This window comes from Bacillus mesophilum (assembly GCF_008923265.1).
GTDB classification, from domain to species: domain Bacteria; phylum Bacillota; class Bacilli; order Bacillales; family Cytobacillaceae; genus Cytobacillus; species Cytobacillus mesophilum.
In genome coordinates this window covers 17,931-30,640 of the sequence record NZ_WBOT01000015.1, presented here as the reverse complement: position 1 = coordinate 30,640, position 12,710 = coordinate 17,931, and the positions used below count along the sequence as shown (strand labels likewise).

Here is a 12,710-nt window from a genome sequence, read left to right as displayed (position 1 = left end):
TACCTTTTGACTGGGTCGGCTTAAGACCTCGAGTTCCTAGCCGCCGGAGCTAGACAATAGAAAAGCACAGGCGGCTTGCCCAGCCGCGACAAGCATAAGGCGAGCTGGCCAGAAGGTTGCTCTTTAACCTTTTGGACGGATTGACTTATGACCTCGAGCGGTTAGCCGCCGGAGCTAGACAATAGAAAAGCGCAGGCGGCTTGCCCAGCCGCGACAAGCTAAAAACAATTGAAGAGAATGCTATAACATTTAGAAAAAGAGGAGGCCGATGATGAATTTCTTAAAAATTGATCGAATACATCACACCTATTTTACAAAGACCAGTGCAGTTACGGCCCTCTCCGATGTTTCGCTCACGGTCGAAGAAGGGGAATTTGTTTCCTTTCTTGGCCCAAGCGGATGCGGGAAAACGACGTTGCTATCAATCATCGCCGGACTGCTATCTCCAACAGAAGGAGATGTAACACTTAAGAATCAGCCTGTTCAATCGCTTCAGCATGATATTGGCTATATGCTGCAGCAGGATTATCTTTTTCCCTGGAAAACAATTGAAGAGAATATTTTACTTGGTTTGAAGGTTGCGGGCCGTTTAAATGAAGAAAAGAGAGAAACGACCATTCGTTTATTGGAAGAAATGGGCCTTGTAGGGGTTCAGTCACAATTTCCGAAACAATTATCAGGAGGCATGCGTCAAAGAGCAGCTTTAGTAAGAACGCTCGCAACAGAACCGAAGCTGCTTATGCTGGATGAACCTTTTTCTGCGCTCGATTATCAGACAAAACTCAAGCTCGAGGATCTCGTATCAAATACTCTTAAATCATTTAAGAAAACGGCTATTCTAGTCACACATGATATAGGAGAAGCAATTGCAATGAGTGACCGGGTATTTCTTTTTTCAGCAGGACCAGGGCAAATTCATAAAACGTTTATCATTCCAAAGGAATTAAGAGACAGCACCCCATTTGATGCACGAAATCATCCTGCCTATTCAGATATTTTCCAAACGATATGGAAGGAGCTGGAATCCCTTGGAACAAAAGACGAATACTAAAATTTTGCATAACCAATACATCCAATCATTAAAAAAAGAGAAGAGATGGATTCGTTTCTATCAAATCGTTATTTTTATCGTCTTCTTTGCTATTTGGGAGATTGCCAGTCAACTGCAGTGGATCGATCCGCTCATTTTCAGTTCACCTTCTAAAGTATGGGTATTATTTCTTGATAAAATGGCAGATGGAAGTCTTTTGGGTGATTTAAGCTATACATTAGGTGAAACGGTTCTTGGGTTCATATTAGGAACACTTTTAGGAACTTTGCTGGCTGCTGTCCTCTGGTGGTCGCCTATGCTCTCAAAAATACTCGATCCTTATTTAGTAATCTTAAATTCCATGCCTAAGGTAGCTCTGGGACCTATTTTAATCGTTGCTCTCGGACCAAGCTTTACATCTATTGTAGCAATGGGTGCCATCATTTCAGTCATCATCACAACCATTGTTGTATATACCGCCTTTAGAGAAGTTGATCCAAACTATGTGAAGGTTATGCAAACCTTTGGAGGTACAAGAAAACAGATTTTTAAAGAGGCCATTCTTCCATCCTCATTTCCTGTCATTATTTCAACTTTGAAAGTGAATGTTGGTTTATCGTGGGTTGGGGTCATTGTCGGAGAATTTCTCGTTGCTTCCAAGGGATTAGGGTATATGATTATTTACGGATTTCAAGTATTCAATTTTACATTAGTGATGCTTGCACTGCTTGTCATTGCTGTTCTAGCAACCGTTATGTATCAGCTTGTCGAATTGCTTGAAAAAAAGCTGATTCGAAATAACTGATGATCCTTTTCATTACGCTTAGGAGGCGGCCACTCTCTTATGCACCGATTCCGGCTGCTGGAGATGACCGCCTCTTCATATAATGAGGATCTTAAGATAGAACGATCTTTGTCTACTGCAGGGATTGCCATCTTTTTATAAATATTTCTACAATTTTATCCTGCATAATAAAACTGAATTGAGGTTCCCATCTTTTATGCAGAATGTCTCCCTCAATTAATGCAGGGCCGTTTGTTTCCAAGTAAGATTCCATTACGGACAAGGTCTCTATTTCTGCGAAAAAAACAGCTTTCACATAAGAAGTACCCTTTATATTTAGTTCGTATTCTCCCAGATACGTCAGGGCTGCAATCCTTCCTCCCGTTTCCTCCCATACTTCCCTAATGGCTGCTTCTTCAATGGTTTCACCCTTTTCTGCTTTACCTCCGGGAAACTCCAGACCTCTTTCTTTATGTTTGGTCAGCAGCCAATGATTATTATAGGATGTTAACACTAACACATGGGATGCAGGCTGTTGAAAACTGTCTTGTGAAAAAGACCAGCTCAGCACTTCTCCTTTTCCTTTATGAAAACCTACCATCAAAATCACTACTTTACTTGAAATATTTTCATTATTTTATCATGATTTTCAATTTGGTGCTTAATACACATGTTTCTTGGGTAATAGAAAAATAAGTTCATATTTACATAGGAAATATGGAACATTTTTAACAGTTTTGAAACTTTTCTGGAAAAAACAGCGTATAGTTTAAGTGAAAACACAAAAGGAGATGTATAACTTGAAAAAAAAGCCGTTTATACTTATTAGCTTCCTCACAGCCTTTATGCTGTTTTTAGCAGGCTGCGGGCAAACAGCCGACCCTGTCGGAAGTGAAGACGAAGAGCAGAATCCAGAAGAAGTGTCTGAATTAACGCTCGAAGAGGTATTCGAGAAATCAGCAGCTGCTTCTGAAGAATTGAAAAGCTTTAGTGTTGATATGAATTTAGTCCAGGATATTAGCCTAGGTGAGGAAAGCATGGAAACAAACTCTGATATCAGCATGGATGTAACAGCTGAGCCTTTAGCTTTCTATCAGAAAATGACGATGAGCCTTGCAGGCGAATCAATGGAAACAGAGAGCTATTTTACTGAAGATGGAATTTTTATTTATGATACAGCAAGTGCACAGTGGATGAAATTCCCGCAGGAAATGTCAGATCAGCTTCTGCAATTATCCGATCAGCAAACAAACCCTGGAGCAGAATTAAATAATCTGCAGGAGTTTGCGGATGATTTCACATTTGAACAGGACGATCAAAATTATATCTTAACTTTAGATGCCAGCGGTGATAAGTTTAACGATTTCATTAAAGAAACAGCTATGGAAAACCTACCGCCTGAGTTAGCGGCTGGTGCTGGAGAAGATGCATTTGAAGGCCTAAACATCAACAGTGTGCAGTATGAGATTTTAGTTGATAAAGAAACTTTTTATCCAAATGTTCTTAATATGACAATGGATATGGAAATGGGTGTTGAAGGCGATACCGTTAACGTTATTCAAACGGTGAACGGTGAATACACGGACTTTAATAATATTGAAAGCATTACAGTACCGCAGGAAGTTCTTGATTCAGCGGTTGATATGGAAATGTAATATGGGCTCCAGCATTTCTAGGAAATGCTGGAGCTTTTTAATCGCTCTGCACTTTATTTTTCTTCAGGAAGAATGCCCATGCTCTCAATATGCCGTTTAGCCGTATCATCTCCATGCTTGTAGATAAAACCATAGATCTTCTGTAATGTTGAGTCATAAGCATCATTTTCCCGATCGTAATGATATTGTACATAAGGAACATGTGCCCGGTAGAAATTTTGCCATTCGGTAGAATAGTTCTGATCGAAATACTCACGAAGAGTAATAATCTCTTCATCATTTGCCTCGATTTTAAAATCCCATGGTGAGCTTGTAGAGCTTTGCGAAATTTCACCGTTGGCTAACCCAATGAAATAGGTTTTTCTTTCATTCATCATTTTTACCGCTCCATTCCAAACGTTTTCTCTTAGTATGAAACGGAATCGAACATTTCATGAAAATAATTTGAAATATACGATCAAATGAAAAGTTTATACATATACTAACGTAAGACTTGCGCTTCAAAGGGCATATATTATCCAACTTAAGGGTAAAAACATATTAAAGAAAACGGAGGTGAATAGACATGAAGCTAATTGACGAACTGTATGAGCTATACCGCGATAAGCTCACAGGAGATGAAGAAGACATTGACATGCTCGCCTTTGCTTTCCTGGAAGAGATGAATCGGGACGATCTGCTTGCCATCATTCATGATCTAGACAACCAAGAGCTAAATAATTTGATGGGCATCTACTTAATTGAGAGCTTAAAAGGTAAATTCGCAAGTGAAGACTATGGGCAAAAAAGAGTACTTCCTGTACATCAGCGAAATATACATTGATTTACATAAAGCTGAAAAGAAAGTGGCTTAAAATAATATTGGAGGAGGCTCAGCTTCCTCCCCACTTAAAACGAGGTCTGCAGCGCAAGTGGAACGGGCTTGTTTAAGTTTAACTTTCTTAATGTATACCTTTTTGAGGTATAAAAAAGGCTGATTCAACTAATTGTTGAATCAGCCTTTTATACTAATTATCCTAAGTATGCTTTCAGCATCCAAATATGTTTTTTCAAGCTTTGTTTGACGGCAATAAGCATATCGCCAGTGCCCTCATCATTCGCTTCATCTGCCAGTTCAATGGCTTCTTGAAGCTCGTCCACCATTTTTTCAAAATCTTCACAGATGCTTTTCACCATTTCATCATCTGATTCATTGCCAGTAGCTTCTTTTATTGAAGACGTTTCTAGGCAATCTTTCATTGTGGCAACTGGTTTTCCTTCTAGTGCCAGTATTCTTTCTGCCAATTCATCAATATGAATATTTGCTTCATTATAAAGTTCTTCAAATTTTTCATGTAATGTAAAGAAATGACGTCCTTTAATATACCAGTGATAATTATGCAATTTTACATATAGAATGGTCCAGTTTGCAACTTGCTGATTAACTGCTTTTATTAAGTTATCGTTCATTTTTATCATCCTCCCTTTTTATAATACCCATTTCCCAAAAAGTAAAACGGAAAATTAGCAGCCAGAAGGGTATTTGATTTTATCATGAATGATTCATTTCATGGTAGAATAGCATGTGTAAAGGGGGACGATCAGATGTATATAGCTATTGTGGTTATTGCCATACTAATTGTATTTACAATATTGATTTTAAGTGTAGTGACAACGTCTAAAGCATACACGATTAAACATACGGTTGATCCGCTTCAGGAGGAAAACATTTCTGATCCTTCTTCAGATCATCAGCCAAGACAAAAGGAACAATAAAATAGAAGGGACTTATAATAAATGGATATATATTCCATCCTTCTTGGGGTGCTATTCTTTTTAAATATTGTGCTTGCGATTATTGTTATTTTTCTTGAACGCAAAGATGCAGCATCAACTTGGGCATGGCTAATGGTTTTATTCTTTATCCCATTTCTCGGATTTATTATGTACCTTCTATTTGGGCAAAATTTGACGAGAAGAAAAATGTTCCAGTGGGAAGATCGTAAAAAAATTGGGATAGATAAAATGCTTTCTGATCAAATCATTGGAATCAGTACTCGTAATTTCGAATTCCATAATGAAGTCATTGAAGATAGCCGTGACATTATTTACATGCATTTAGTCAACAACGATGCAGTCTTAACACAAGATAATGCTGTAAAGCTTTACACAGATGGCGATGACAAATTTGCCGCACTATTCAATGATATCGGGGCAGCTAAGGATCATGTTCATTTGCAGTATTATATCCTAAAAAGGGACAATCTCGGAAAAAGACTGCTAAAGCTTCTAACCGAAAAAGCAAAGCAAGGGGTTAAGGTGCGTGTTCTTTATGACGATCTTGGATCCAGGAGTCTAACGAAGGGCTTTTTTAAAGAGTTACGGGCAGCCGGCGGAGAAGTCGAAGCGTTTTTTCCGTCACGATTCCACTTTATTAATTTGCGGTTAAATTACCGTAACCATCGTAAATTAGCCATTATTGATGGAAAAATTGGTTATGTCGGCGGTTTTAATGTTGGGGATGAATATTTAGGTTTAAATCCAAAATTCGGCTATTGGCGAGATACCCATTTGCGTATTGAAGGCAGTGCTGTGTATCCGATTCAGACAAGGTTTATTCTAGATTGGAACCAAGCGTCACACCGGCATGATATTCATTATGCTCCTTCTTATTTCCCATTGCTCGATAATACTGGATCTGTTGGCATGCAAATTGTCACTAGCGGTCCAGATTCAGAATGGGAACAAATAAAAAATGGATATTTAAAAATGATTTCTTCAGCCAAGGAATCGATCCTTATTCAAACGCCCTATTTTATCCCTGATGCAAGTGTTCTTGATTCCTTAAAAGTAGCAGCTTTATCAGGAGTAGATGTTAGAATCATGATTCCTAATAAGCCTGACCACATGTTTGTGTATTGGGCTACTTATTCTTATATTGGCGAGATGCTCAAAGCCGGTGCTAAGATCTTTATTTATGATAATGGCTTTATTCACGCAAAAACCATTATAGTCGATGAACAGATCTCATCCGTCGGTACAGCAAATATTGATGTACGGAGCTTCCGTCTGAATTTTGAAGTGAATGCTTTTATCTATGATCAGGAAATTTCAACTAAACTCGTTGACAGCTTCCTTGAGGATGTTGCCCTTTCAAAAGAGCTGACACAGGAAGATTATTTACATCGCCCGTTATGGATCCGCTTTAAGGAATCCATCTCAAGGCTGCTTTCTCCGATTTTGTAGGAGAACGAGAGGCTCTAAACTATAATAAACGAAAAAGGACGGAATGCCTTGGGCGCTCCGTCCTTTTTAACACTTATGCAAATACTTGCTTTAAATCTTCTTTTGATTGCTGAAGCCAAAAACGCATAAGACGCTTTGCACCTTCTAGATCATGAAGTTTTGCCTGACCGCACTGCTTCTCATTGGCAGCAGGAATCTCGACTGTTTCTAATGCATCAGTTAAAGTTGCTTCAAGCAAATCAATAATTTCCTCGACAGTCGGCTCTCCACTGACTACTAAGTAATAGCCTGTTTGGCAGCCCATTGGCGAGATATCAATGATATCAAAATGATCGTATTTCTCAGAATGTGTACGAATATTGAAGGCAAGCAAATGCTCTAATGTATGAATAACATCTGGCTTCATTGCCTGTTTATTTGGCTGGCAGAAGCGGATATCAAATTTATTAACAACACCGTCTGAACCTACTTTATGCACTCCGCAATGTCTTACGTAAGGTGCTTTAACGGCATTATGGTCTAATTCAAAGCTTTCAACTGAAGGCATTGTATTCACTCCTTAATATTATAGCTAACATTGTCTCTCTGCTGATGTTAACGTACTGAATTCTATTATACATTAAATTCCGAGTAATTTCATCAACTTAATCGTAATTTCTATAATTTAGACGGATACACTAATATATGTTATCGTTTTAGCATACATGATAAGTTGAATATAGAGGATTGATTGAATATGATTTTAAAAAAAATGTTATTAGGAATTTTTCGCTTTTACCAAATCGTTATTTCACCATTAAAGCCTCCTACTTGCCGTTTCTATCCAACCTGCTCTCACTACGGGATTGAATCTGTCAAGCGCTTCGGAGCCATTAAAGGCGGCTGGCTTGCTATTAAGCGTATTTTAAAATGCCATCCATTTCACCCGGGCGGTGTTGATCTGGTACCCGAGGAATGGCCAGTTAAAAAGAAAACAATTAAGACTGATAACCATCAATAACTAAATCAAGCTTGCCTGTATCAGGATGGATTACTAAACCATGTACAGGAACATCATTAGGCATTAACGGATGCTTCTTAACCATATGTACACTGTGGGCAACGCTATCTTCCACTCTTTCGAAGCCGTTTAGCCAATCTTTCACATCAATTCCTGAATAAGTCAGTGAATCTAGCGCATCATCTGATATGCCTCTTTCTTTCATGCTTTCAATGACTGCATCTGCTTTCATCCCGCTCATCCCGCAATCATGATGACCAATGACAAACACCTCATCTGCCTGAAGCTGATACACTGCCACAAGGACACTTCGCATAATACTGCCGAAAGGATGCGTCACTAATGCACCTGCATTTTTAACAATTTTTACATCGCCATTCTTTAAGTTCAGTGCTTTAGGCAATAGCTCAACCAGCCTGGTATCCATGCACGTAATAATCACCATTCGTTTATTGGGGAACTTGGTCGTTGTAAAGTCTTTGAATCGTTCTTCCTTTACAAATTCTCCATTATACTCTAATAATTCATTTAAAAGCTTCATTGTCTTAACCTCCAGAATCAAACTAAATTAAAAATGCTTATACACATCATACAAAATCCTTCCTTTCTAGACAAATTTAACACTTGCAATTAAGTGCGGGATTTTGTAAGATAACATAGTTAAAATCGTAATCATTACGAGTCGCTAATCGGAATAACTACGATAGCTATCAATATGGTGCACGTTTTGTAAAGCGAACTGTTAAATTAAGAGGAAACCTTTTGCAAATGAAAGATTCACAGTTTACGAGAAAATTCGTTTAATCGATTTAAATAAAGGAGAAAAGATATTTTATGAAAAAAATCGTATATACACTTATACTGCTGCTTAGCTTGGTCCTATCAGGCTGCGCTAGTAATAATACAACCGCTGAAAACGAAGACGGAAAGTCCATCATCTATACAACCGTGTACCCTCTTCAATTTTTTGCGCAAGAAATTGGCGGCGACTATGTAGAGACAAAGTCCATTTACCCGCCAGGAACAGATGAGCATACTTTTGAGCCTTCTCAAAAAGATATGATCTCTTTAGCAGATGCTGATCTTTTCGTATACATCGGCCTAGGTCTTGAAGGTTTTGTTGAAAAAGCAAAGGAAACACTTAAAAATGAGGATGTTACACTCATTTCAGCAGGAGAAAACGTTTCTATTCAATCTCAAGAACATGAAGAAGAGGATCATGGGGATCATACCGATCATGAGGAACATGACCATGAACACGAGCACGAAGGTCATGACCATGAAGAACATGATGGCCATAATCATGGTGACATCGATCCGCATGTATGGCTTAATCCTCAATATGCAAAAGAGCTGGCAGATTCTATTAAAAACGCTCTAATTGAAAAAATGCCTGAACATAAAGCAGTGTTTGAAGAAAACTATGAAACTCTTTCGAGAGAACTAGATACATTAGATCAAGAATTCATGACCGCCATTGAAGCTGCACCTAAAAAGGAAATTCTTGTTTCACATGCAGCTTACGGATATTGGGAAGAACGTTATGGTATTGAGCAAATTAGCGTTTCAGGGCTGAGCACATCTAATGAACCCTCCCAAAAACAGCTGCAAAATATCATTGAAGAAGCAAAAGAACATCAGCTTGAATACATCTTCTTTGAACAGAATGTCAGCTCTAAGCTCACTGAAATCATTCGAACAGAAATTGGCGCAGAAGCGTTGACACTTCATAATCTAGCTGTATTAACTGATCAAGATATACAAAATGAGTCAGATTATTTTACTCTTATGAAAGAAAACCTAAAAAATTTAGAGAAAGCTTTACAGTAGAATATCAAACTTTTGAACTGCGCCCTGTTGCTAGACACCTTCTGGCATTGGGGCGCAGTTTTTGCATGCGTCAGAGCTATTATTAATATTCAAAATACAAAGATAAATAGTTTAATTATTCTATCAATATTCAACAATTTGTTTAATCGCTGTTAAATCGGGAATGATAATAGTAACAACAAATAACAGGAGTGAATTAATAATGATTACAACATTTATCACACTTGGAATTGCATTTGCTGCTGCGGCCGGTTTAAGTTCAATTGCTGTAAAAGAAGAACATTTCTTATCAGAATAATCTTTTAAAAGATGCCAAATAAGGCATCTTTTTTGTTTATAGTAAATCTTTCATGACATCCATTGAAAAGCTTTGACATGCAAAGGCTTTGGAACACTTTCAGCGAAGTATGAGGGCAATGCTTATTTTTTGTTATAATAATAGAATCAATTGGAAAGAAGGAATATCATGAAAAAACAAGCCTCCATACAGCCACCGAAAATGCCTGCTGCACTTACTGAATTTAAAGAATTAGAGGATGATGATTATTTCATACATGCTTGCATCTTTTCCCATACAGATTTTCCATTATTCAACACAGACAGACTTACCTGTGAGCAAGTTAAATTCCAGAATGTAAGATTTACGGATAAAGAACTGCCACAGTTAAATCTTACAGATGCCATCTTTGAAAGCTGTGATTTATCGAATGCGGACTTATCGAATGCAGTGATTCATAGAACGGTATTTAAAGATTGCAAGCTGACTGGTGTGAATTTTTCTGATGCCACTTTACGAAATGTTGTCTTTGAAAATTGTCATTGCCATTATATTTCATTTGGGTTTGCAGATCTAAAACAAACAAAGTTTCTTCATTCTGCATTAAGGCAGGGAGATTTCTTTGAAATGAAGCAATCTCAACTCCAATTTCAGCAATGTGATTTAGAAGCTGTAAATTTTACTGGAACCGAATTAGATGGGATTGACCTTACTACCAGCACATTTGATGAATTAGTCATTACGCCGGAAATGCTCAAGGGCTGTATCATTACAAGTACACAGGCAGCCTCATTTGTGAGTGCTTTTGGAATGCTCGTTAAATATGAATAGCACTTGTATCATTTTGATAGCTTCTCTGAGATTAAAAGGAACCTTTTTATGAGCAAATGGAGATGATTGTTTAACCGGAAAAGGGACTCAGGATCTGCGGGGTGTAATTCCTGAGTCCCTTTTTAGTATGCTTTTTCCATTATTCTTTTATAAATCAATTTTAGGCAATTCTCTTTGAGGCTGGGACAAAACGAAATTAATATTTCTAAAACACGAATATTCAATATCTTAGTTTCGGTATTTAATCAAGACCGTTCCATTGCGCTGCAGACCCTCGCTTTCCGCGGGGAGCAAGCTGAGCCTCCTCGTCACTTCGTTCCTGCGGGGTCTCACCCTTTGCTCTGCAGCCCGCAGGAGTCGAGGGCCCTCCGCTCCATTTCACTCATGAAATAAAATATATTTTATAATTATAAATAAAAAACCGAATGATTAGAAAGATGATCTTCCTTACCATTCGGTTCAATAGGTATGTTAGTTACTTATATGTCCCAGCCTCAGTATTCCATTTCCCAATCAATTCACTACGCATCTAATAGTTTTCTAAGTTCTCTCCTCAAAATCTTTTTAGCCGCATTTCGGGGAATCTCCTCAATAAAGTACATATTCTTTGGGATTTTATATTTTGCCAGCCGCTCAAGGCAATAAGTCTTAATATCTTCTTCTGTCAACGTATTGCTGGAGGCTTGGATAAAAGCAATTGGCACCTGACCCCACCGCTTGTCTTCCATGGCAATGACACCTGCATCAGCTATATCGGGATGAGCTGTTAAGACACCTTCTATTTCTGCTGGATACACATTCTCCCCGCCAGAGATGATGAGATCCGAACGACGATCTAAAACAAACAAAAATCCATCATCATCCATATAGCCAAGATCACCAGTCGCAAGCCAGCCATTTTTAATTTTCTCTTTTGTGTCCTTCTCTCTGTTTAAATAACCTATCGTAACGTTGAAGCCTTTAACGATAATTTCCCCTGGTTCACCTGGGCTGACTTCTTCTCCAGCATTATTCATAATTTTCAATTGTGCAGGAAAAAGCGGTTTTCCTGCCGATCCCAGCTTTGTGAGACTATATTCAGGTGATAATGTAGCAACCTGCGATGAAGTCTCCGTCATTCCATATGTTTGATAAACAGGTATTGATTTTTCCTTACAGCTTTCAAGAAGACTTAATGATGCTGGCCCTCCTCCTAGCAGCATGCAGCGAAAATGCTGCGGAAGCCGCTCTTGACCCAATTCCTCCAGTATCTGAGTAAGCATCGTACTCACAACAGACATGACCGTTATATTCCTTTTTTCGATAACTTCAATGACTTCCCGTGCCTGAAACCGCTCTAAGATATGTATGTTAATTCCGTATATAATAGAGCGCATTAAAATAGAATAACCGCTAATATGAAATAGTGGAACTGTACATAACCATGAATCATTTTCAGCCAAACCAAGGTTTAATGCTGATCCTGCAGCACTCCACCAATGATTGCCGTACGTTTGCAGTACACCTTTCGGATTCCCGGTTGTCCCTGATGTATACATGACTGTACAAACATCGTTCAAGTCGATTTCTCTTACTATTGGTGCTTCACTATATGGAAGGGTATGCAATTTTTCTTTCTGCAATACTATGACGGCCGGGCAGCTCTCTTTTACTTCTTCAGCAGCAGAAATGAATGAATCCTCAGTTATTAAATAGGCTGACTCTGAATCTTGAACCTGCCAGGAAAGTTCACTTGCAGTAAGGCGGCTGTTTAAGATCACCGCTTTTACTCCCAGCAGCTGAAGTGCATATAAAATGATTGCACTGTCCGCACTGTTTTTTAATAGAACTGCAGCAAAATCATTCTTTTGTAAACCTTGTCCCGCCATTCTGCCTGCAAAATCTACGGCACGGTCATATACTTCCTTAAATGAAAATTGCATTCCTTCAAACTCAATCGCAGTGCGATCAGGTGTTAAGAAAGCACGCTTAATTAAAAAGTTTTCCATGAGCTGCTCTCCCATTCCAGCACGCTCCTTTCTTCGACAACATTATCATCTATTAAGAGTAGTAAGCAAACTAGTGCATATGACAAAACA

15 protein-coding genes are annotated in these 12,710 nt (G+C 38.4%); 9 read left to right on the top strand and 6 right to left on the bottom strand.

Annotated features, from left to right (window positions below):
- The first annotated feature begins 271 nt into the window (after window positions 1–271).
- Window positions 272–1,051 (top strand): ABC transporter ATP-binding protein, encoded by a 780-nt coding sequence (locus F7732_RS22225; protein WP_151576180.1) that lies wholly within the window; start codon window positions 272–274, stop codon window positions 1,049–1,051.
- Window positions 1,029–1,835 carry an ABC transporter permease gene (locus F7732_RS22220; protein WP_240056706.1) on the top strand — a complete coding sequence of 269 codons (807 nt, stop codon included), beginning with the start codon at window positions 1,029–1,031 and terminating at the stop codon, window positions 1,833–1,835. Before F7732_RS22225 ends, F7732_RS22220 begins: the two co-directional genes overlap by 23 nt.
- 112 nt (window positions 1,836–1,947) lie before the next feature.
- On the opposite strand, the gene ytkD is transcribed toward F7732_RS22220, so the two are convergent.
- Window positions 1,948–2,415, bottom strand: a complete 468-nt coding sequence (ytkD, locus tag F7732_RS22215) for an RNA deprotection pyrophosphohydrolase (RefSeq protein WP_151576179.1) — start codon at window positions 2,413–2,415, stop codon at window positions 1,948–1,950.
- Between the two features lie 199 nt (window positions 2,416–2,614).
- Between ytkD and F7732_RS22210 the strand changes: the two genes are divergently transcribed.
- Window positions 2,615–3,469, top strand: a complete 855-nt coding sequence (locus tag F7732_RS22210) for a DUF6612 family protein (RefSeq protein WP_338024154.1) — start codon at window positions 2,615–2,617, stop codon at window positions 3,467–3,469.
- A gap of 53 nt (window positions 3,470–3,522) precedes the next feature.
- On the opposite strand, the gene F7732_RS22205 is transcribed toward F7732_RS22210, so the two are convergent.
- The gene (locus tag F7732_RS22205) at window positions 3,523–3,846 is read right to left on the bottom strand and encodes a hydrolase (protein WP_151576178.1); all 324 of its coding nucleotides are present in this window, start codon (window positions 3,844–3,846) and stop codon (window positions 3,523–3,525) included.
- A gap of 188 nt (window positions 3,847–4,034) precedes the next feature.
- Between F7732_RS22205 and F7732_RS22200 the strand changes: the two genes are divergently transcribed.
- Window positions 4,035–4,292 (top strand): DUF6154 family protein, encoded by a 258-nt coding sequence (locus tag F7732_RS22200; protein ID WP_066442893.1) that lies wholly within the window; start codon window positions 4,035–4,037, stop codon window positions 4,290–4,292.
- Window positions 4,293–4,480: 188 nt separating this feature from the next.
- Here the strand turns inward: F7732_RS22200 and F7732_RS22195 are convergent, their stop codons facing one another.
- Window positions 4,481–4,918, bottom strand: coding sequence for a Dps family protein (locus F7732_RS22195; RefSeq protein WP_151576177.1), 438 nt, complete (start codon window positions 4,916–4,918; stop codon window positions 4,481–4,483).
- Between the two features lie 135 nt (window positions 4,919–5,053).
- Here F7732_RS22195 and ytzI point away from each other — a divergent pair, with 135 nt between their 5' ends.
- Window positions 5,054–5,224 carry a YtzI protein gene (gene ytzI / locus F7732_RS22190; protein ID WP_082851616.1) on the top strand — a complete coding sequence of 57 codons (171 nt, stop codon included), beginning with the start codon at window positions 5,054–5,056 and terminating at the stop codon, window positions 5,222–5,224.
- A gap of 21 nt (window positions 5,225–5,245) precedes the next feature.
- Window positions 5,246–6,694 carry a cardiolipin synthase gene (cls, locus tag F7732_RS22185; protein ID WP_151576176.1) on the top strand — a complete coding sequence of 483 codons (1,449 nt, stop codon included), beginning with the start codon at window positions 5,246–5,248 and terminating at the stop codon, window positions 6,692–6,694.
- A gap of 73 nt (window positions 6,695–6,767) precedes the next feature.
- On the opposite strand, the gene F7732_RS22180 is transcribed toward cls, so the two are convergent.
- Complete coding sequence (locus F7732_RS22180; RefSeq protein ID WP_066442890.1) at window positions 6,768–7,241, bottom strand: S-ribosylhomocysteine lyase; 474 nt, start codon at window positions 7,239–7,241, stop codon at window positions 6,768–6,770.
- 204 nt (window positions 7,242–7,445) lie between these two features.
- Here F7732_RS22180 and yidD point away from each other — a divergent pair, with 204 nt between their 5' ends.
- A complete protein-coding gene (yidD, locus tag F7732_RS22175; protein ID WP_420837708.1) occupies window positions 7,446–7,694 on the top strand; it encodes a membrane protein insertion efficiency factor YidD in 249 nt (82 codons plus the stop codon).
- Here the strand turns inward: yidD and F7732_RS22170 are convergent.
- The gene (locus tag F7732_RS22170; RefSeq protein ID WP_151576175.1) at window positions 7,672–8,235 is read right to left on the bottom strand and encodes a beta-class carbonic anhydrase; all 564 of its coding nucleotides are present in this window, start codon (window positions 8,233–8,235) and stop codon (window positions 7,672–7,674) included. The two genes, yidD and F7732_RS22170, sit on opposite strands and share 23 nt — an antisense overlap.
- Window positions 8,236–8,528: 293 nt before the next feature.
- On the opposite strand from F7732_RS22170, the gene F7732_RS22165 reads away from it, so the two are divergent.
- Entirely contained in the window at window positions 8,529–9,524 is a 996-nt protein-coding gene (locus F7732_RS22165) for a metal ABC transporter solute-binding protein, Zn/Mn family (protein WP_151576174.1), read from the top strand.
- A 466-nt stretch (window positions 9,525–9,990) separates the two neighbouring features.
- The gene (locus F7732_RS22160; protein WP_151576173.1) at window positions 9,991–10,632 is read left to right on the top strand and encodes a pentapeptide repeat-containing protein; all 642 of its coding nucleotides are present in this window, start codon (window positions 9,991–9,993) and stop codon (window positions 10,630–10,632) included.
- A gap of 521 nt (window positions 10,633–11,153) precedes the next feature.
- Here F7732_RS22160 and F7732_RS22155 read toward each other — a convergent pair.
- A complete protein-coding gene (locus F7732_RS22155) occupies window positions 11,154–12,635 on the bottom strand; it encodes an o-succinylbenzoate--CoA ligase (protein WP_151576172.1) in 1,482 nt (493 codons plus the stop codon).
- Window positions 12,636–12,710: the final 75 nt, after the last annotated feature.